The organism is Stenotrophomonas sp. SBJS02, from assembly GCF_020428325.2.
GTDB lineage: Bacteria > Pseudomonadota > Gammaproteobacteria > Xanthomonadales > Xanthomonadaceae > Stenotrophomonas > Stenotrophomonas africana.
On the sequence record NZ_CP109812.1, the window covers coordinates 2,481,722 to 2,501,131 of the forward strand.

Consider the following 19,410-nt stretch of genomic DNA (forward strand, 5'->3'; position numbering starts at 1 on the left):
GCCTAAACAGGCATGCAAGCCACACCAACGGCGCCATTGCGGCGCCTAGGGACGCTTAGCCGATCGGTGGTCGGATCAGATGAGGCAAGGCAGGTGCCGCATGCCCTAGGGGCAGCGGCATGACATCCAGGCCCAAGGCCAGTTGCACCGAAACATGCAGGCGCGCAGGAAGTGCGCTCGCGCAAGCGTGTACGCAGGCGCACCGGCACGCAGAAGACTTGCAACAGTCGGGACCGGCATGGTCGCCATGCCCAGTGCCAGCCTTTTCAATCGATGTGGCATCGGGATGATGCTCAGCACTGTGATGGGCGAAGCAGTCTTCGTCGACTTGCACCGCGGCAGCCACTTCGCTGGCCTGCTCTTCCATGACCGGGTTCATACTGACGGACGCAAACGCCGACCACGCGCCGTTAAGCACGAGCATGGCGATCAGGAACAGTCGCAGTAGAAGTGAGGAGGCTGACACGGGCGACATGGTATATCACTTTAGACAAGGCGCGTGTGTATCGGTCGTGAACAAAATCTCAAGTAAGCCTGAGATGTCGCGACTTGTCAGTCGCACTAGCCGCGGACACTGCAGCTCCCTCCAGAAGCGCCCAAAGGGCGGGTTGAGGCGAAGAGTTGCCCATAGGGCGAGCGCTTGTTCGGTTTACTTCTCGGGCGTGGCCTCGATCAGCTTCACCAACTCGCGCTTCTGCTGCTTGCTTAGCGAGCCCCAGCGCAGGAGCAACTTGGCCAGCAGATCATCGTCGGTGTAAAGGAAGGCGGCGGGGATCCCCAACGCTTGGGCCAACCGCTCAGCAATCTCCAGCATGGGCTCGTGCTTGCCACGCTCGTACTGGTTGATTCGGGGGCTGGCCACGTGAGGATCCAGACCGGCCCGGATGCCCAACTCCTTCTGCGACAAACCCGTGTGCAGGCGGGCTTGTTTGAGGCGTCGAGCGAAGGTCGGTGTTGAGTCGACGGACAAAGTCACGCGCGCACCCCATGGAGACCCCATAAGGATGGCGGATGTACCCAGCCTTGCATACTAAGATATTCTTAGCTTTGAGGCAACCGGCGACACCGGTAGCGCCGCCCCCCCCCCAGGAGCCACGCCGCTCCCTCATCCCCGGAAACCGCATGCCCGGAACCTCGTCAATGACGCCATCTGGGGTCGCCAGCATCGAGGAGTTGGGCCTTCGTGGCACCCTTTTCCTAGCCGCACTGTTAGCCGCGCAGCTACGACGCCTACCGGTGGCGCCCACACGCCGCTCCACCTTGCTGGTGCTGGACACGCTGCGAGACTTGGCCTTGATCCAAGTTCCCTGGCCAGCGGATCGATGGCAGATCCGCCCCGATGCCGAGGTCACGCCCATCGAAGATCTGCAATGGGCTTTCGCCTGGTCTACCCACGAGCGCAGGCACCTGCTCCCGGTGCTGGAAGACCAACTCGGCGATATGGCACACGATGTAGACTTGGCGGACGCGAAACTGGAGCTGTGGGATGAACTTGCACTCTGGGAGACCGAGCAGTTTCTGGAGCAGCAATTGCTCAAACATCACTTCGACCCAGGCTGGGCACGTGATGTGGGGTTCGTCTTTCAATCCGGACCGCGGGGCTTGCCGATCGCGCGGTGGCGTTACTGCTGCTGGGCGGCGGTACGCCAAGGTGCCTCGGTGGCGATGCGTCTTGGCGTGCACGACAGCGCCCATGTGCGGGAAGCCATCTTTCAGGAGGTCCAGAAGCGCCTGCGCTACCTGATGACCAGTTCGCCCGAGCAAGGCATGTTCAAGCCCTATCATTTGGCACCGGAGTCCTCAGTAGCCAAACTGTTTGTAGATTGGGTCGTCCCTATGGAATGGGCGTACTGGACAGGTGAGCGCCACCCCAGCCGCTAGCAGACAAACGAGCAGCCTCGTCAGTCGGCTCCCCCATCTTGCGCATGGCCGCGCCGAGTTTTCTTCACCGCATTTTGTGCTGGCGTCAGTTGATTCAGTAGAGGCTCTAGCGCTTCAAGACGTGCATTGGCACGCAACGCATCGGCTTCAGCGCTCTCGCGGCGCTCACGCTCCCGCGCAAGGGTGTCTTGAACTTGAGCTAGCTCGTTGCGCATGGTATCCAAGGTCTTGGCGTCAGTCTTCCAGCGCTCCTGCAGTGCCAAATAGTCCGTCGCGGTCTGGCGCAACGCCACGACCTCGCTGTGTTGGCCTTCGTGGGCCTGTCGTAGCTGGGCAAGCTCACGCTCAATCCGCCCGTGGCGCTCCAGCCATTGACCATTGTCGCGGTTCAGCACCAACAGCTCCTGATTCTTCGCGCCCAAGGCTTCATTGGCCTGACGTAAGGCTACTTGCAGCTCTTGGACCTGATGCTCGTGACGGCGAAGCTCTTGCTCACGCTGCTCTTTGGTTGAAGTGCGGTAGTGCTCAAGCGCTTCCCGGGCATGGGCATGCTTGTCCTCCAGAGAACGCGTATGCGCCTCATGATCAGCCAGCCGCACCGTCATGCCAGCGATGCGCTCGTTCAACTGGGCGATTTCCGCGATCCTGTCACCTAGATTCTGTTGAAGGAGGGCGTGAGCAGCTTGCTCTTGGTGCAGGCTTGCTTCGGTGCGCTGCAGCCGACTGCTCAAGGCGGCAGCCTCCTCTTGGGCACCGGAAAGCGCCTGTTGCCGACTGTGGAGCTCAGCCTGATGGCGCTCACGCTCCTGGGTGAGGATGGCCTCTGCTTCCTCCTGGAGCCGCGAGGCCAAGCGCGCAACCAAGTCCTGCAAAGCATCACTAACGGCTACCGTCCTCGCCGGACCGCCGCCTTCCTCTCCTTCCAGTTCACGCAAGTAGCGGTGGATCGTGGTCTTGGAGCCCGTGTTGCCCAAGGCCACTCGCACCGCGTCGACTGACGGCTTCTTGCGTTGGGCCAGCAGCGCGTCGCGCGCCTTCTGGACGTCACTCTTATAGAGTCCTGCGCGCGCCATCGTGCCACCTCACTTTATTTCGTAATGTATTACATACCATGTAATTACATACTATTAAAGCAGGTAGACGACCGCTCGTCGGCGAAAATAGTTATACGGGATAATATTGAATTATCCCGCGTAAGGCGGATTCTGACCCTTCCCGGCGTCCCAAGCAGTACGAAACCGCCCAGGGCCGGCGATCGCTGGGTAGTATGGCCCAGAGCGGAAAGGAGGCCAGCCAGGGTGCAGGCAGGCTCCGCCACCGAGCCCGTTGGCCATCATAGGACTGTGCATGCCGATCGAACGTATCGTCATCGACAACTTCAAGTCGTTTCGCCATCTGGACCTGCCCCTCAATGCCCACATGAACCTGGTGGTGGGCGACAACGAGGTCGGTAAATCCACCCTGCTGGAGGCCATCCACGCGGTGGTCACCGGCCAGCTGCATGGGCGCAATCTTGCCTACGAGCTCACGCCCTACCTGTTCCACCAGCCCACGGTGCAGGAGTACTTGGGAGCGCTTGCCACGGGCACGCCGGCCTCGCCGCCACGGATCTCCATCGAAGCCTATCTGGGCGCCGACGCCGCGCTGGCGTCGTTACGCGGCACCAACAACTCCCTGCGTCTGGATACCGCCGGCATCCGGCTGCTGGTCGAGCTCAACGACGACTACCGCGAGGAGTTCAACGCCTACCTGCAGCAGCACCAGGGCGCGGTCAGCCTGCCGGTGGAGTACTACACGGTGCGCTGGTACTCCTTCGCCAACAATGGCGTCACCGCCCGTAGTATTCCGTTCGACTCGACCATCATCGACACGCACGGCATCAAGACCTTGTCCGGTGCCGATCGCTATATCGCCGGCATCATCGAGCAGGCACTGACGCCTGCGCAGCGCGTCTCGCTGTCGCTGAGCTTCCGCCGCATGCGGCAGAGCTTTTCCGAAGAAGCGGATGTGGCAGCGATCAATGCCTACTTGACCGAGCACACCGGGGACATCAGCCACAGGGCATTGACGGTAGGCGTGGACACATCGCCGCGCTCAACGTGGGAAACCAGCCTGTCACCCTACCTGGATGAGCTCCCGTTCACCCAGGCCGGCAAGGGCGAGCAAAGCGCGGTGAAGATGAAGCTGGCGATGCACGCGGCCGGCGCGGCTCACGTGCTGCTGATCGAGGAGCCGGAGAACCATCTGTCCTATTCCAGCATGACCCAGCTGATCGACAAGATTGCGGCCCTCTCCACCGCCCAGCAGGTGATCATCGCCACCCACAGCAGCTTCGTGTTGAACAAGCTGGGCGTGGACAACGTGATCCTGTTCAGCGCGCAAGGCCAGATGAAGCTGGACCAGCTGCCCAGCGATACCCACGACTATTTCATGAAGCTGCCGGGCCACGACACGCTGCGGTTGATCCTGGCCAAGCAGGCGATCCTGGTGGAAGGCCCTTCCGACGAACTGATCGTGCAGCGTGCCTACAGTGACCATCACGGCGTGGCGCCGATGGCTCACGGCGTAGACATCATTTCGGTCAAGTCGTTGGCATTCAAACGCTTCTTGCAGATTGCCGATCGACTGAGGATTCAGGCCAAGGTGATCACCGACAACGACGGTGATATCGCAGTTGTGCAAGAGCGCTATGCCGAGCACATCAACGCGATCTATTACGATTCCGACGAGAGCGCCCCTTCGCTGGAAGAGCAGCTGATCAAAGCCAACTCGCTGGCCGAACTCAATACCGTGCTGGGCAAGGCCTTTGCCGATGAGGTGGCGCTGCTCAAGTACATGAAGGGCCATAAGACCGATACGGCCTTGGCGATTTTCAATAGCCCGCACTCGATCAGGTTCCCGGACTATGTCCAGCGTGCCATCACCTAACCGGGTCCTGCTCTCGGCAGCCGGCTCGGGCAAGACCACGTTGCTGGTCCGGCAGGCCTTGGAGCGACCTGAGCGCCGCATCGCGATTGTCACCTACACGCTGGAAAACCTGGAAGAGATCCGGCGCTCGTTTGAGGCCCACGCAGGCGCGGTCCCCGCGCATGTCACCTTGCACAGCTGGTATGGCTTTCTGCTGCGCCAGTGCATTCGCCCGTACCAGGCTGCGCTTTGCCCTGAGCCTCGCATCGAGACCATCCTGTTCGTAGAAGGTGTCACCAACAACCGCGCCCCACGCACCCAGGTGGCGCGCCACTACCTGGCGGGCAACCGGATGTATTCGGACCGAGCGGCCGATTTCGCTGTGCGCTGCGATGAGCTGACCCAAGGCCAGGTCGTGGCGCGATTGGCGGCGATGTACGACGAGCTCTACATCGACGAAGTCCAGGATCTGGCCGGCTTTGATCTGGATCTGGTCGAACGGCTGTTGAAGAGCGAGATTGCCATCACGTTGGTAGGCGATACGCGCCAAGCCACGTATGCGACCAACTATGCGCAAAGGTACAGCCAATACCGTGGTCCGAATCTGGCAGCGCTGTTTCAGATTTGGGAGGCCGACGGCTTATGCCGGCTGGATCACCGCCTCACCAGTCTGCGCTGCGTCCAGGCCCTGTGCGATATGGCTGACACGCTCTATCCGCAGATGCCGCGGACCCAATCAGGCAATGGCGAGGTCACCGGACACGATGGCATCTACCTCGTCGCTCCAGGGGATGTGGCCGCGTACATGCAGGAGTTCGCCCCCACCGTGCTCCGGCATGACCGGCGGCAGGCGTGCGACGGACTGCCGGCGGTGAACTTTGGGCAGTGCAAGGGCCGCACCTACAGTCGGGTCCTCATCTTTCCGAACGGGCCGTTGACGCAGTACCTGCGCACGGCCGATGCAGCGCGTATCACCGCGCCGCCGAAATACTACGTGGCCTTCACCCGGGCGCGGCAAAGCGTGGCCTTTGTGTATGCCGGCGCGTGCGCGTTGCCGGGTCATCAGCTCTATGCGCCTGCCAGCGCAGACGCATAGAGCCAGGGGCTGCGATCACATCTTCTTTAACGGCGCCGCGGTGGGCGGCGGCGGTACCGGGCCCGGGTCGTTGAAACACAGCATGATCTGATCGATGCCGAATTGATCGGCCAGGACCTGGGCAATCACAGCATGCACCAGGTCCAGGTCGACCGAGGGCGCCGCGACCGTGATGGTGGCCGCGATCGCACGGCCATGCTCACCGGCGACCAGGCGCAGGTCGTCCACCGCTTTCACGCCCGGGTCGGTAAACATCGCCGCACGGACCTGTTCCAGGTTGAGCTCGTTCATGGGGACTCCAAAGCAGTGCTACCGGCGCGGGGAGCTCGGTCGCGATGCAGCCAACGATAGAGCACCGGCAGCACCAACAAGGTCAATGCGGTGGATGAGACGATGCCGCCGATGACGACAGTGGCCAGCGGCCGCTGCACTTCCGAGCCAGCACCGACATTCAAGGCCATGGGTAGGAAGCCCAGCGAGGCTACCAGGGCGGTCATCAACACCGGTCGCAGGCGTCCAAGGGCGCCGTCGCGCACAGCGTCGTCTAGCGGATCGCCCTGTTCGCGCAGACGGCGGATGAAGGCGATCATGACCAGCCCGTTGAGTACGGCCACGCCCGACAGCGCGATGAAGCCCACGCCGGCAGAGATCGACAACGGAATCCCGCGCAGAGCCAGTGCCAGCACACCGCCGGTCAGCGCCAGCGGCACGCCACTGAACACAATGGCCGCATCCTTGGCCGAGCCGAAGGCCATGAATAGCAGAGCGAAGATCAACGCCAGTGTCACCGGAACGACCACGCCCAGGCGTTGGGTGGCCGAGATCAGCTGCTCGAAGGTGCCGCCGTAATCGATCCAGTAGCCCTCTGGAAGCGCGACATCCTGGCCGATGCGTGTGCGCAACTCGCCGACGAACCCGCCCAGATCGCGCTCGCGCACGTTGGCGGTGATCACCACGCGGCGCTTGCCGTTCTCGCGGTTGATCTGATTGGGCCCGCGCTCTACCTGGATCTTCGCCACTTCCCGCAGCGGCACCGTGCGAGGCCCCCCATTGGCGCCGGCGGCCAGACGGCTGGACTCATCGACACTGGTGCTTGCCGGCAGCGGAATGGGCAGATCTGCCAGCACAGCGGGGTCTTGGCGCTGCGCTTCGGGCAGGCGCACGACCAGGTCGAAGCGGCGGTCGCCCTCGATCAACTGGCCGGCAACACTGCCCCCAATGGCGGTGGCCACCGTTTCCTGCACATCGCCCGGGTTCAGGCCATACCGTGCCAATGCCGCCGGATCTGGCGTGATGGTCAGCAGCGGCAGGCCGGAGACCTGCTCGGCCTTGACGTCTTCGGCGCCGGGGACGCTACGCATGACCCGCTCGACCCGGCTGGCCAGGCGCGTCAACTGGTCAAGGTTGTCGCCGTAGACCTTGACCGCCACGTCCGAACGGACGCCGGAGATCAACTCGTTGGTGCGCATCTGGATGGGCTGGGTGAACTCGTAGTTGCTGCCCGGGATTTCCTTGGCCGCCGCCTCCAGCTCTTCCACCAGCTCGGCCTTGGGCTTGCGCGGGTCGGGCCACTGGTCGCGGGGCTTGAGCATCAGGAAGGTGTCGGCCATCGACGGCGGCATAGGATCGGTGGCCACCTCGGCGGTGCCGATCTTTGAGAAGATGTTGGCCACCTCCGGGAACTGGGCCAGGCGCTTCTCCAGCGTTTCCTGCATGGCCACCGACTGCTCCAAGCTGGTGCCGGGAATACGCATGGGCTGCAAGGTGATGTCGCCCTCATCCAGGCTCGGCACGAACTCCGAACCCAAGCGGGTGGCCAGCACGCCACAGCCCACCACCAGCACGGCCGCGCCGGCCAGCACCACCACGCGCCGACGCAGGGCCCAATCCAGCAGCGGCGTATAACGGGCACGCGACCAGCGCATCAGGCGGTTGTCGTGCTCAGCCACACGGCCGCGCAGGAAGCTGGCGATCGCCGCCGGCACGAAGGTCAGCGACAACACCATGGCGCCGGTCAGGGCCAGCACCACCGTGATCGCCATCGGGTGGAACATTTTTCCTTCTACCCCGGACAGCGAGAAGATCGGCAGGTAGACCGCGGCGATGATGCCCAGGCCAAACAGGCTGGGACGGATCACCTCGGCGGTGGCCGAGGCGGTCAGGTCATAGCGCTCTTCATCGTTGAGCTGGCGGCCTAGCGCGTGCTGCGCCTCGCCGAACCGGCGCAGACAGTTCTCGATGATGATCACCGCCCCGTCCACGATCAGGCCGAAGTCCAGCGCGCCCAGGCTCATCAGGTTGCCCGACACGCCGCCACGCACCATGCCGATGATGGTGAACAGCATCGCCAACGGGATCACCGCCGCGGTGATCAACGAGGCGCGCACATTGCCCAGCAGCAGGAACAGCACCACCACCACCAGCAGCGCGCCCTCGATCAGGTTCTTGGACACCGTGCCGATGGTGCGATCCACCAGCGCGGTGCGGTCATAGACGGCCTTGGCATGGACGCCGGCAGGCAGGCTGGCGTTGGCGGCATCCAGCTTGGCCGCGGCCGCCTGGGAGACTTCCCGGCTGTTGGCGCCGAACAACATGAAGGCGGTACCGACCACGACCTCGTGGCCATTCTGGGTGGCCGCGCCCGTGCGCAGCTCCTTGCCTTCGCCCACGCTAGCGACGTCGCGCACCCGAATGGGCACGCCATCGCGCCGGTCCAGCACGATGTTGCCGATTGCCTCCAGATTGGCTAGCTGGCCCGGCACGCGCACCAGGAACTGCTGTCCGTTGCGCTCGATGTAGCCGGCGCCGATGTTCTGGTTGTTGCGCATGACCGCGGCGACCACGTCGTTCAACGTGAAGCCCAGCGCCACCAACTGAGCTGGATCGGGAGTGATGTGGATCTGCCGCTCGAAGCCGCCGATGGTGTTGACCTCGGTGACGCCGGGCGTGGTGCGCAGCTGCGGCCGGATCACCCAGTCCTGCAGGGTGCGCAGGTCCGTGGCCGTGTACGGGGTGCCGTCGGGCTTGCGAGCGTTGGGCTCGGCCTCCACGGTGTACATGAAGATCTCGCCCAACCCGGTGGAGATCGGCCCCATTTCCGGGTCCAACCCTTCGGGAAGCTGGGAGGCGATCTGCTGCAGGCGCTCGGCGACCTGCTGGCGGGCAAAGTACAGGTCGGTGCCGTCCTTGAAGACGACGGTGACCTGCGAAAGCCCGTAGCGCGACAGCGAGCGGCTGTAGTCCAGCTTGGGCAGACCGGCCATGGCCGTTTCGATGGCAAAGGTGACCCGTTGTTCGGCCTCCAGCGGCGAGTAACCCGGGGCCTGGGTGTTGATCTGGACCTGGACGTTGGTGATGTCGGGTGTGGCGTCAATGGAAAGGTGACGGTAGCTCCACACGCCCAGCGCAACCAGCGCAGCGGTGAGCACTAGCGTCAGCCAGCGATGGCGGATGGACAGCCCAATGAGGCGTTCGAGCATGGCGGGCCTCATTCTTCTTCCACGGTGGACTTTTCGATGTCGGCCTTGATCAGGAAGCTTTGGGCCACCACCACCTGTTCACCGGCCTTGAGGCCTTCCAGCACTTCGGCGCGTTCGGCGTCGCGGCGCCCCAGCTTCACCGGCCGGGTGTGGTAGGTTTCGCCCTGCTGCACGTAGACCACGTCCTGGTCTTCTGCGGTCTGCAGCGCCGTGATCGGCACCACCAACGCTGCCGATTGGCGATCCACGGTGACCCGCGCCTTGACCGCCGACCCCGGCCGCCACAGGCCATCGGTGTTGGCCACCGTGCCGCGCGCAATGGTGCTTTGGCTGGCGGTGGCGGTGCCGGGCAGGACGCGCTCCAAGGTGGTCTGTGCGGTGACGCCATCGCTCAAGCGGGTAACCGTCACCGGCACGCCAGCACCGATGTGCTGGGCGTCGGCGCCGAAGATGTGCAGGTCCACCCACAGCGTGGACAGGTCGGCGACCTCAAACAGCGGCGCGCCCTCAGCGGCGGCCATGCCTACGGCGGCCGTGCGCGCCATGACCACGCCACTGATCGGCGCGGTGACGGTATAGGTGGTCAGGCTCAGGTTGCTCTCTACCGTGGCCAGTGCCTGGCCGGCCCGTACCTGATCACCCACGCCCGCACGCACGGAGCGGACCGGTCCGGGGAAGCGTGCCGTGACCTGCGCGATGCGACCGTCAATCGGGGTCAACAGCCCTTGCACCTCATGCTCGTCAGCAATCTCACCGGGGCCTGCCGGTGCGACCTGGATACCCGCTGCCTGCGCAGCTTTGGCGGCAATCTTGGTTTCCAGCGGCGCTTCCTCGTGCTCGCCGTGCTCTTCGCCCTCAGCGGCGGCGCCGCCTTCGGACGCTTCGTTGGGGGCCGACGCGTTGCAGGCGGCCAGCATCATCAGGGCCATGCCCAGTGCGGTCCAAGAAAAGCGATTCATGGGGTCTCTCCGGTGGAAGCAGCCGCCGGCGGCGCGACAAGCGCTTGGCCGGTCAGGCGTTGAATTTCGATCAGGGCGCGCTGCGCATCGAGCGCCACGTCCAGCTGCTGCTGGGCCATGGCCGTGCGTTCGGACTGCAGCTGTGCCCATTCCAGGTAGCTGATCGCGCCGGCGCGATAGGCGCGCTCGGCGGCCTTCTCAGCCCGGGCCAACTTCGGCAGCACCTCGCCTTGCAGCCGTGCCACCTCGGCCTGCGCCACGGTGTAGCGACCATGGGCTTCGACCAGCGTGGAATACAGCGACAGGCCCTTGGCCTCGCGCTCGATCGTCAGAACCTCCAGCTCGGCTTCGCCGGCGCGGATCTCCGGCTGCGCGCGGCTGCGGCTGCCCAGTGGCATGGACAGGCTGGCCACCAGCGCGGTGTCGTCAGTCTCCTGCAGGCGGCGCACGCCCAGCTGCCACGACAAGTCCGGCGAGGCCGCCGAACGCGCCAGCTGCAGTCGTGCCTGCGCGATCCGGCGGGCATCGGCAAACTGCGCCAACTCGGGAGTGCGCTCCAATTCCTCGGCCAGCGACTGCATGGACGCGATCGCCGGCAGGGTCATGGGATCCGCCGCGGCCACCTCGAAGCTCGGAGCACGTTCGCCCCAGAGGGCAGCAAGGTGCTGCCGGGCGGCAATGCGCTGCTGCTCGGCCCGATCACGGGTCAACTCTGCTCTCGCCAGTGCTGCTTGTGCGGTGAGCATCACCGATTCGGGAGACGCGCCAGCCTGCAGGCGCTGCCGGGCAGCGGCGACGGTCCGCTGGCGCTGGCCGACATCCATGTTCGTCAGGCTGCGTTGCCGGTCGGCACCGACAACGGCCAAATAGCGCTGCGCCGTCTCGGCGAGCAGGTCCAGCCGCCTGGTCTCGCGCTGCACGGCCAGTGCATCAATCCGGCTTTGGGCCAAGGTGCGGCGGGCGTCGAGCTTGCCGCCGCGCTCCAGGACCGAGCTCAGGCTCAAGGTCAACTCCGCGCTGTCCAGGCCACGGGCCGCGCCCGTGCCCAGCGCATTTTCAACCTCCGCCCCCAACGTCCACGGTGGCCGCTGCACGGCCTGGTCGCGCTCGGCAGCGAGCACCGTGGCTCGCGCATCGACCAGGCGCAGCTCGGGGTGGGTTTGGGCCACGCGTGCAAACGCGTCGTCCAAGGTCATCAGCTCTTCTGCTGTCGCCGGCGTTGCCGCCGCGCTCAACAGTAGCCACGCGGCCAGGGCCGCCAATCGCACATGCATGAAGTACTCCAGAATTTTCGATAGCCAACAGGGATCCGGCGCACGCCGGCGCGCATCACCCTGCGATCGGCGGCCGGAACGGCGCGAGCAGGTGCTCATGCCGATATCTGTCCGCATGGGCTGTCGCCGACGGCCAATGCCGGCCGATATGAGCAATGGCCAACACTATTTCTGGAGCCGGCGCGGCCTGGCTACAGCACAGCACCAGCTGCTGTAGCCGGTGCAGCGCGGCGTCTACGCCACGCTCGGAAGCTGGTGATGCCACTGCCGGGTCATGGTCGGCCGCGGCCAGATGGGTTTGAGCATGGAGCTCGCCAACCACTGCCAGCACCGGCTGCGTCACAAGGCCCACGGCCAAGTGCGCCAGCAGCAGCCAGCGCAGGCCACAGCTCAGCCGGCCAAGCGCTGTCATGCAGGCGTTTTGCGCGCGTCGGCACGCGCCCGGCGAGCATCACCCAAGATCTCGAAAGCCTCCTTGATCACATACAGGCCGATCAGGGCGCCGATCACGAAATCCGGGTAGGGGCTGGCCAGCCACCACACCAACAGGCCGGCCAGAATCACCCCAACGTTGGCCACCACATCGGCGCGGGTAAACAGCCAGGTCGCTCGCAGATGCACTTCGCCAGACTTCAAGGGGGCGAGCATACGGAGCACCTTCAGGTTCACGGCCAGCGAGACCAGAGCGGTACCGATCATCCAACCGCTGACCGGCTCGGCGCCGTACATCACCCGGCGGCCGACTTCGACCAGCACGCCTACGCCCAGCACCAGCAGCACGCTGCCACTGACCCACGCGGCGTTGGCCTTGAAGCGCGCCGTGCGCCCGATAGCGACCAGGCCAATGGCATAGGCGGTGGCGTCAGACAGCATGTCCAGCGCGTCAGCCAGCAGCCCGGTGGAATGGGCAATCCAGCCGGCAATGCCGCCGATCACGGCCATCGCTGCATTCAGGACCAAGGCGATCCAGAGGATGCGTCGCTCCTCCTTGTTCTTGGCTTCGTGGTGGCACCCGCAATCACTCATGTCTTGGTCCTCTGCTGTGTTGTTTCATTGCTTGTTTGCGCCTGGCTGTCTACGCACACCGGAACGGGCATTGGCGAGGAACCCCACGATGGCGGCGGTGCCTACCAATACCTGCGCCAGCAGCGACTGCCAGGTGGGATACAGGCCGATCCACTCGATGCGCGGCAACGCGAGCGGTGTTTGAGAGATCCAGCCCGCTTCCTGCAACGCGGCCACGCCTTTACCGATCAGGATGACCGCCATCACCGCGATGAGAATCGAGCTGATCGAAAAGAACCGGCCAATCGGCAGCCGCCTGCTCATGCGCAGCATCCAGTACGCCACCGCAGCCAACACCGCGATTCCCGCCGCCAGGCCTGCGAGGATGGCGGTGGACGCCTGATCGCTCCACATCGCGATGTAGAACAAGATCGTCTCAAACACCTCGCGGTACACCGCGACAAAGGCCAGCATGAACAGGAAAACAGCCGAGCGCCGTGTCAGCGCAGTCGTCAGCTTGGCGTGCAGGTACTCCTGCCACCGCCCTGCAAGGCTCTTTTGGTGCATCCAGATGCCTACGCTGAGCAGGACAGCGGCAGCGAACAAGGCCGAGACGCCCTCAGTGACTTCCCGGTTCGCACCGCTGATATCAACAAAGTAAGTGGCCACCGCCCAGGTAGCTGCGCCTGCCAACAACGCGCAGATCCAACCCGCATGCACATACGGCAACACATCAGACCGCTCGGCTTTACGCAAGAACGCCACGATACCAATCACGATCAGCAGCGCTTCCAGTCCTTCGCGTACCAAGATGGTAAAGCTGCCTAGAAACGCGGTGCTGGCGCCTATTCGGGTGTCCTGCAGCGCCACGTCCGCGCGATCAAACAGCTGGGCAATTTGCGCTGCCTGCCCGGCAACGTCAGCCGCGGGCGCATGCTGATCCAGCTGCGCGCGGTAGCCTGCCATGGCCGTCTCGATCTCTCGCAGCAATGACGGATTGCGCGTGGCCAGCGTGGGTTCAAGCGGCTCTACACCATCCAGATAGGACGAGAGCGCAAGCTTTTTGGCTTGAGCCAGGTCCTCATCAGCGTAAGCGCGCTGGCTGGCGGCCAGTCGCTGCCGCGCCACCGCAAAGCGATCGGCTCCTGGTACCGCTTCGTTTACTACCTGTGGCTGCGAACGCAGGTAGGCGATGATCGCGTTTGCCTGATCGGCGGGCATCGTGGTGGCAAGATCGGCCTCTCGCGTGCGTGTCAGCGCTTCGAGCGAGGGAATGTGCGTATGGGCCTCGGCACTGGTGCGCCATAACGCCTCACCTTGAGCCTTGGCTTGCGAGGAGTACCCCAAGCTGCCCACATAGAATGCCAACGCCCAGCGATCACTTTCTGACAGCCCAGAGAAGCTGACCATGCCGGTACCCGGCACACCCTGGGAAATGACCTCGTACAACGACAGCGGCGTTCGCTGCGCGGCGCGAGTGGCATCGGTGAACGCGATCGGCGGCGGACTTAACGCTTGCGCGGCGGGGCCATCACCGTGACCTGTGGGGCCGTGACAGGCCGCGCACTGCTGGCTGTAGATGGACGCGGCCTGGGAGGTCTTCGGCGCGCTCGCCGGAACAGCGCCGATCGGGTAGCGGGCCAACAGCGTCGTGCCGAGCCCGCGCGCCAACGTTGCCACTTGCGCCGGGTCGGCCTTCTCTGCCACCGCCTGGACCAGGCGGTCGGCCTGGGCCGTCAGCTCCTGCTGGTTCTGGCCACTGGGCAATGCTGCCAGCTGACTGCGCACGGCGCCGGCAAACTCGCTCATTTCGGCGTATTCGTTGGGGGCAATTACGCGACCGGCCTGGACCGCGCCGGGGTAGTCGACCGCGATGTAATCGAGCATCTGCCAGGTTTGGCGCAGGTCTGCTGCGGCAGGCTCCGCCTGAGCAGAAGCGGGCAGAACCCAGCCGATCAGCAAGGCAATCAGGCAGTAGCGAATCAAGGCGATGGGCAGTGGCATGGTCGTCACATGCAGCGCCGCGGCCGGAGTGGCGGCGGATACGGGTTCAGCGTAAAGTCCGTAGCTACTACGGAGTCAAGCGTACTACGAATGAAAATCAGTGAGGCTGCCGACGCCAGCGGATGCCACTTGGAGACGATTCGCTATTACGAGCGGATCGGGTTGCTGCCGCGCCCGGGGCGCACGGGCAACGGCTACCGGGTCTATGGCCCGGCCGACATCGAGCGGCTGCGCTTCATTGCGCGTGGCCGGGACCTGGGCTTCAGCCTGGAGGAGGTCCGCAGCCTGCTGCAGCTGGCCGGCGATGAGGAGCTTTCGTGCGGGGACGTGGACCGGTTGGCCCGCAGCCATCTGGCCGACGTGCGCGCCCGCATGGCCGACCTGCAGCGCATGGCCAGCGAGCTGGAACGGGTGATTGCCAGTTGCCATGGCGGGCAGCGGGCGGAATGCACCATCCTGTCGACGCTGCGCCAGACGACCTCGGTGGAGGCCACGCGCCAGTGACCGAACTGGACCGCTACCTCGATGCGGCCACGCGCCAGAACACGGTGCGCAGCTATGCGTCGGCGCTGCGGCACTTCGAGGTTGAATGGCAAGGCCACCTCCCAGCGACACCTGACAGCGTGGCCCGGTACCTGGCCGCTTATGCGCAGACCTTGGCGACCAGCACCCTCCGCCAACGTCTGGCGGCCATCGCCTCTTGGCACCGCGACCACGGCTTTGTCGACCCGACCCGATCGCCGCTGGTGCGCAAGGTGCTCAAAGGCATCCAGACCCTGCACCCGGGCCAGGTCAAGCAAGCCGCGCCGCTCCAGATTCGGCGGCTGGTCGAGCTCGATGACTGGCTGGCCGCGGCGATCGCTGCGGCACATGCCCGGGGCGATGGGCCGGCGGCGCTGCGCCATCAACGAGACCGAGCGCTGGTGCTGCTCGGGTTCTGGCGGGGATTCCGTGGCGATGAACTGCTGCGTCTGGACGTGGCCCATCTCACGCTGGTGCCGGAACAGGGGATGACCTGCTTCTTGCCACGCAGCAAGGGTGATCGCCAAGCAGCCGGCGTCACCTACAAGGTGCCGGCGCTGTCGCGGTTATGTCCGGTGGAGGCGACCCAGGCGTGGCTGCAGGCGGCCGACCTGCAAGAAGGGCCGGTGTTTCGGGCAGTCAACCAATGGGGCCAGGTGAGCGCCGAAGGCCTGCATCCCAACAGCTTGGTGCGCCTGCTGCGCGAGTTGCTGACCAGTGCAGGCTTTGCCGATGCGGGGCTCCACAGCAGCCATTCGTTGCGCCGCGGCTTTGCCAGCTGGGCCAACGACCAAGGCTGGGACATGAAGGCCTTGATGGAGTACGTGGGCTGGCGCGATGTGCAGTCGGCCATGCGTTACCTGGACGGGCGTGACCCGTTTGCCCGGGACCGCATTGAAGCAAGCCTGCCCAGTCCAACCGTGCCGGTACCGGCGATGGCACTGCCGGCGCCGGAGGGCAAATCGGCCCTGCAGCTGCGCCTGCGCATGGTGCTGACCCCGTTTGCCCGCACGGGCCGCGGCGCGGCCAAGGCCCGAGGCCGAATTGAAGAGATCTGCTTGGCCCCGTTCCAGGCTGTGCGCCTGAACACCGCCAGCAGCGAGTACCAGTTGACTGCTCCCACCGATCCCGAAAGGGATCTGGATGAAATCCTGGCCACGTTGCTCGATGACATGCACCGCATGGCCGATACGCACCAGTGCTTCCTGGAAGCGTCGCTCAGTACAGACGACGGCCGGCACTGGGACTGATCCCCCTCACACCCTCCGGATCCAATGGCTACCCTTCACGAGACCGCCTACCCGCGACTGAAGCCTGATCCCACCGCCAAGGAACTGGAGGAGATCTATACCCCGACCGCCGCTGAGATTGCATTCGCCAAGCAGCTGACCACCCAGCCGGGTCCGCAGCTGGCGGTACTGATTCATCTCAAGCTCTTCCAACGCTTGGGCTACTTCACGCTGTTGGCCGACGTACCCGAGCGGATCCGGAAGCACATCGCCAAGGCCGCCCGACTCGGGCGCGTATTGGACACCGACCAGCTCGAACGCTACGACGCTTCCGGCAGCCAGCGCCGGCATATGCCGCAGCTTCGGCAATTCATCGGGGTACGTCCCCTGGATAAATCGGGCTTGGCTTGGCTGGACACAGTGGCCACCGGAGCAGCCCAGACCAAGCACACCATCCCGGACATCGTGAACGTCCTGCTCGAAGAGCTGGTGCACCATCGCTACGAACTGCCCGGTTTCCGCACTCTGGAGCTGGCCGCCATCGGCGCCCGTGAGCGGGTCAATCTGGGCTACTACCGCAGCATCAGCCACGCGCTGACGCCTGCCACGCGCACGCTCATCGACGAACTGCTGCGCGCACCGGAAGGGTCCAGGTTCACCGGCTGGCAATCACTCAAGCGCGAGCCCGGCCGGCCCACCAACAAGGAAGTTCGGTTCTACCTGCAGCACATCCGCATGCTGCAGCAGTTGGCCGACCAGCTGCCTCCCATCGATGTGCCGGTGCCCAAGCTCAAGCAGTTCCGTGCAATGGCTCGGGCCTATGACGCCAGCGAGCTGGCCGAACTGGCTCCGGACAAGCGCTATGCGCTGGCCACCATCTTCATTCGCGCCCAGCATGCCAAGACACTGGATGATGCAGCCGAGTTGTTCATCAAGCAGGTGCGCGGGCTGGAGAACACGGCCCAGCAGAAATTGCTGGCCTACCAGCTCGAACATGCCAAACGGGCCGACTTCCTCATCGGCCAGCTCAAGGAAATCCTGCAGGCCTATCAGCTAGACGGCAGCGATAGTCAGCGCGTGGATGCCATCGACAACAGCCTGGAAGCGGAAGTGTCGACCTTGCTGGCCGAATGCGAAGAACATATGGCCTACGCCGGGAAGAACTACCTGCCTTTCATGCTGCAGCCCTATGGCGCGGTCAGGCCGCTGCTGTTCAATGGGCTGGAGCTGATGAAACTTCGGGCGACCAGCCACGACGCCGGCATGGAGCCGCTGATCGCAGCGGTGCTCTCGCTGCGCAACCAGCGCCGTGAGCTGATCGAGGTCGCCTCCCTCGGTTTGGACCCGGAAAAGGACTTTGACTGGATGTCCAAGCTCTGGTGTCAGCACGTGTTCGGCAAGCGGGCCAGTGCAGCCGGCGCCGGCTGGATGCACCGTAAGTACTTCGAGCTGGCCGTGCTGGTGCAGGTCAAGGACGAACTGAAGTCCGGAGATCTCTTCATTCCCAGCAGCGAACGGTTTGATGACTACCGTGAGCAGCTGGTCGATGAAGCCACCTTGGCCCAGGAACTGGAAGCCTACGGCCAGGTGTCAGGCCTGCCCACCGACGCCGAGTCTTTCGTGGCGGGATTACGTGCACAACTGACCTCCCTGGCCGATGAGGTCGACGCGCGTTTCCCGGAGAACGTACATGCGGACATCCTGGATGGGCGCCTGGTGCTGCGGAAGGGGCAACGCGCCGAAGTCTCCAGCGCGATTACCACGGTGGATCGCCTCATCGCCGAACGGCTTCCAGAATCCAGCATCGTCGATGTCCTGATCGATGCCAGCCAATGGCTGGATCTGCACCGTTTCTTCCGCCCGATCGCCGGCACCGAGAGCCAGGTCGAAGATCTGCCCCGACGTGTGATCACCACGCTATTCTGCTATGGCTGCAACCTGGGGCCGACGCAGACGGCGCGGTCGATCAAGGGCTTCAGCCGGCGCCAAGTCGCTTGGCTCAACCTGAAATACGTGACCGAGGATGTGCTTGAGAAGGCCATCGTGGAGGTCATCAATACCTACAACAGATTCGACCTGCCTGGCTATTGGGGCAGCGGCAAGAGCGCATCAGCTGATGGCACGAAGTGGAGCGTCTACGAGGACAACCTGCTGTCGGAGTATCACATCCGCTACGGCGGCTACGGTGGCATCGGCTACTGCCACGTGTCCGACAAATACGTAGCGCCGTTCAGCCACTTCATTCCCTGTGGCGTGCACGAGGGCATCTACATCCTCGACGGTCTGTTGGCCAACACTTCCGACATCCAGCCTGAGATCGTCCATGGCGACACGCAGGCCCAAAGCTATCCGGTCTTCGGCCTGGCCCACATGCTGGGCATCCAGCTGATGCCCCGGATCCGGAACATCAAGGACCTGACATTCTTTCGGCCCGAACCGGGTAGGGCTTATAAGAACATCCAGGCACTGTTCGGGGACAGCATCGACTGGCAACTGATCGCCACCCATCTCCACGACATGCTGCGGGTGGTGATCTCAATCCGATTGGGCAAGATCACCGCGTCCTCGATCCTGCGCCGGCTGGGCACCTACAGCCGGAAGAACAAGCTGTACTTCGCCTTCCGGGAACTTGGCAAGGCCGTTCGAACGCTGTTCTTGCTGCGCTACATTGATGACAATGAGATCCGCAAAACGATCCATGCTGCCACCAACAAGAGCGAGGAATACAACGGCTTCGTGAAATGGGTGTTCTTTGGCAGCCAGGGGATCATTGCTGAGAACGTCCAACACGAGCAGCGCAAGATCATCAAGTACAGCCAGCTGGTGGCCAACATGATCATCCTCCACAACGTGGAAGGCATGAGCCGGACCTTGGCCGAGATGAGGAAGGAGGGGATTGAACTGACGCCCGAGATCCTGGCCGGCCTGTCGCCTTATCGGACCAGCCACATCAATCGCTTCGGCGACTACCACCTGGATCTTGAAAGGGAAGTGGCGCCGCTGAGCTACACAGCCAAGGTGCTTGAACAGACCCCATAGATGGGGAGAACCTGA

General features: G+C 64.2%; 16 protein-coding genes. 6 read left to right on the forward strand and 10 right to left on the reverse strand.

What is annotated here, in order from left to right; translation table 11 throughout:
* Positions 1-55 precede the first annotated feature (55 nt).
* Both copL and FQS62_RS11590 read right to left on the reverse strand, forming a co-directional pair.
* The gene (gene copL, locus FQS62_RS11585) at positions 56-475 is read right to left on the reverse strand and encodes a transcriptional regulator CopL (RefSeq protein WP_012480218.1); all 420 of its coding nucleotides are present in this window, start codon (positions 473-475) and stop codon (positions 56-58) included.
* Between the two features lie 174 nt (positions 476-649).
* Positions 650-1,000, reverse strand: coding sequence for a helix-turn-helix domain-containing protein (locus tag FQS62_RS11590; RefSeq protein WP_043033515.1), 351 nt, complete (start codon positions 998-1,000; stop codon positions 650-652).
* A 122-nt stretch (positions 1,001-1,122) separates the two neighbouring features.
* Here FQS62_RS11590 and FQS62_RS11595 point away from each other — a divergent pair, with 122 nt between their 5' ends.
* The gene (locus tag FQS62_RS11595) at positions 1,123-1,881 is read left to right on the forward strand and encodes a hypothetical protein (protein ID WP_223224790.1); all 759 of its coding nucleotides are present in this window, start codon (positions 1,123-1,125) and stop codon (positions 1,879-1,881) included.
* A 20-nt stretch (positions 1,882-1,901) separates the two neighbouring features.
* On the opposite strand, the gene FQS62_RS11600 is transcribed toward FQS62_RS11595, so the two are convergent.
* A complete protein-coding gene (locus FQS62_RS11600) occupies positions 1,902-2,954 on the reverse strand; it encodes a DNA-binding protein (protein WP_021201903.1) in 1,053 nt (350 codons plus the stop codon).
* 274 nt (positions 2,955-3,228) lie between these two features.
* Between FQS62_RS11600 and FQS62_RS11605 the strand changes: the two genes are divergently transcribed.
* Together FQS62_RS11605 and FQS62_RS11610 are read left to right on the forward strand one after the other, a co-directional pair.
* The gene (locus tag FQS62_RS11605) at positions 3,229-4,809 is read left to right on the forward strand and encodes an ATP-dependent nuclease (protein WP_026070029.1); all 1,581 of its coding nucleotides are present in this window, start codon (positions 3,229-3,231) and stop codon (positions 4,807-4,809) included.
* Positions 4,787-5,884, forward strand: a complete 1,098-nt coding sequence (locus FQS62_RS11610; protein WP_043033512.1) for a UvrD-helicase domain-containing protein — start codon at positions 4,787-4,789, stop codon at positions 5,882-5,884. Before FQS62_RS11605 ends, FQS62_RS11610 begins: the two co-directional genes overlap by 23 nt.
* A 15-nt stretch (positions 5,885-5,899) precedes the next feature.
* Here FQS62_RS11610 and FQS62_RS11615 read toward each other — a convergent pair whose 3' ends face one another.
* Genes FQS62_RS11615 through FQS62_RS11645 form a run of 7 tightly spaced genes read right to left on the reverse strand, consistent with a single transcriptional unit; the run spans position 5,900 to position 14,605 of the window.
* Positions 5,900-6,175 (reverse strand): hypothetical protein, encoded by a 276-nt coding sequence (locus tag FQS62_RS11615; RefSeq protein WP_019184735.1) that lies wholly within the window; start codon positions 6,173-6,175, stop codon positions 5,900-5,902.
* Positions 6,172-9,363 carry an efflux RND transporter permease subunit gene (locus FQS62_RS11620; protein WP_049402758.1) on the reverse strand — a complete coding sequence of 1,064 codons (3,192 nt, stop codon included), beginning with the start codon at positions 9,361-9,363 and terminating at the stop codon, positions 6,172-6,174. The genes FQS62_RS11615 and FQS62_RS11620 overlap by 4 nt, the downstream gene beginning before the upstream one ends.
* A gap of 8 nt (positions 9,364-9,371) precedes the next feature.
* On the reverse strand, positions 9,372-10,322 hold the full coding sequence (locus FQS62_RS11625; RefSeq protein WP_021201906.1) for an efflux RND transporter periplasmic adaptor subunit: 951 nt from the start codon (positions 10,320-10,322) through the stop codon (positions 9,372-9,374).
* Positions 10,319-11,596, reverse strand: coding sequence for a TolC family protein (locus tag FQS62_RS11630; RefSeq protein WP_043033510.1), 1,278 nt, complete (start codon positions 11,594-11,596; stop codon positions 10,319-10,321). Before FQS62_RS11630 ends, FQS62_RS11625 begins: the two co-directional genes overlap by 4 nt.
* Before the next feature lie 55 nt (positions 11,597-11,651).
* On the reverse strand, positions 11,652-12,008 hold the full coding sequence (locus tag FQS62_RS11635; RefSeq protein WP_012480228.1) for a hypothetical protein: 357 nt from the start codon (positions 12,006-12,008) through the stop codon (positions 11,652-11,654).
* Complete coding sequence (locus FQS62_RS11640) at positions 12,005-12,622, reverse strand: cation efflux transmembrane domain-containing protein (protein ID WP_005413376.1); 618 nt, start codon at positions 12,620-12,622, stop codon at positions 12,005-12,007. The genes FQS62_RS11635 and FQS62_RS11640 overlap by 4 nt, the downstream gene beginning before the upstream one ends.
* A 24-nt stretch (positions 12,623-12,646) precedes the next feature.
* On the reverse strand, positions 12,647-14,605 hold the full coding sequence (locus FQS62_RS11645) for a cytochrome c/FTR1 family iron permease (RefSeq protein WP_043033508.1): 1,959 nt from the start codon (positions 14,603-14,605) through the stop codon (positions 12,647-12,649).
* Between the two features lie 90 nt (positions 14,606-14,695).
* Between FQS62_RS11645 and FQS62_RS11650 the strand changes: the two genes are divergently transcribed.
* The 3 genes from FQS62_RS11650 to FQS62_RS11660 are packed head-to-tail and all read left to right on the forward strand — an operon-like array spanning position 14,696 to position 19,395.
* Positions 14,696-15,109: a MerR family transcriptional regulator gene (locus FQS62_RS11650; protein WP_012480230.1), complete on the forward strand. Its 414-nt coding sequence runs from the start codon at positions 14,696-14,698 to the stop codon at positions 15,107-15,109.
* A complete protein-coding gene (locus tag FQS62_RS11655) occupies positions 15,106-16,377 on the forward strand; it encodes a site-specific integrase (RefSeq protein ID WP_208043163.1) in 1,272 nt (423 codons plus the stop codon). The genes FQS62_RS11650 and FQS62_RS11655 overlap by 4 nt, the downstream gene beginning before the upstream one ends.
* A 24-nt stretch (positions 16,378-16,401) precedes the next feature.
* Entirely contained in the window at positions 16,402-19,395 is a 2,994-nt protein-coding gene (locus FQS62_RS11660; protein WP_043033507.1) for a Tn3 family transposase, read from the forward strand.
* Positions 19,396-19,410 lie beyond the last annotated feature (15 nt).

What these genes read in the sequence shown, in the direction of transcription:
- copL (WP_012480218.1), bottom strand. Translation starts at nt 475, where the DNA reads ATGTCGCCCGTGTCAGCCTCCTCACTTCTACTGCGACTGTTCCTGATC.
- FQS62_RS11590 (WP_043033515.1), bottom strand. Translation starts at nt 1,000, where the DNA reads ATGGGGTCTCCATGGGGTGCGCGCGTGACTTTGTCCGTCGACTCAACA.
- FQS62_RS11595 (WP_223224790.1), top strand. Translation starts at nt 1,123, where the DNA reads ATGCCCGGAACCTCGTCAATGACGCCATCTGGGGTCGCCAGCATCGAG.
- FQS62_RS11600 (WP_021201903.1), bottom strand. Translation starts at nt 2,954, where the DNA reads ATGGCGCGCGCAGGACTCTATAAGAGTGACGTCCAGAAGGCGCGCGAC.
- FQS62_RS11605 (WP_026070029.1), top strand. Translation starts at nt 3,229, where the DNA reads ATGCCGATCGAACGTATCGTCATCGACAACTTCAAGTCGTTTCGCCAT.
- FQS62_RS11610 (WP_043033512.1), top strand. Translation starts at nt 4,787, where the DNA reads ATGTCCAGCGTGCCATCACCTAACCGGGTCCTGCTCTCGGCAGCCGGC.
- FQS62_RS11615 (WP_019184735.1), bottom strand. Translation starts at nt 6,175, where the DNA reads ATGAACGAGCTCAACCTGGAACAGGTCCGTGCGGCGATGTTTACCGAC.
- FQS62_RS11620 (WP_049402758.1), bottom strand. Translation starts at nt 9,363, where the DNA reads ATGCTCGAACGCCTCATTGGGCTGTCCATCCGCCATCGCTGGCTGACG.
- FQS62_RS11625 (WP_021201906.1), bottom strand. Translation starts at nt 10,322, where the DNA reads ATGAATCGCTTTTCTTGGACCGCACTGGGCATGGCCCTGATGATGCTG.
- FQS62_RS11630 (WP_043033510.1), bottom strand. Translation starts at nt 11,596, where the DNA reads ATGCATGTGCGATTGGCGGCCCTGGCCGCGTGGCTACTGTTGAGCGCG.
- FQS62_RS11635 (WP_012480228.1), bottom strand. Translation starts at nt 12,008, where the DNA reads ATGACAGCGCTTGGCCGGCTGAGCTGTGGCCTGCGCTGGCTGCTGCTG.
- FQS62_RS11640 (WP_005413376.1), bottom strand. Translation starts at nt 12,622, where the DNA reads ATGAGTGATTGCGGGTGCCACCACGAAGCCAAGAACAAGGAGGAGCGA.
- FQS62_RS11645 (WP_043033508.1), bottom strand. Translation starts at nt 14,605, where the DNA reads ATGCCACTGCCCATCGCCTTGATTCGCTACTGCCTGATTGCCTTGCTG.
- FQS62_RS11650 (WP_012480230.1), top strand. Translation starts at nt 14,696, where the DNA reads ATGAAAATCAGTGAGGCTGCCGACGCCAGCGGATGCCACTTGGAGACG.
- FQS62_RS11660 (WP_043033507.1), top strand. Translation starts at nt 16,402, where the DNA reads ATGGCTACCCTTCACGAGACCGCCTACCCGCGACTGAAGCCTGATCCC.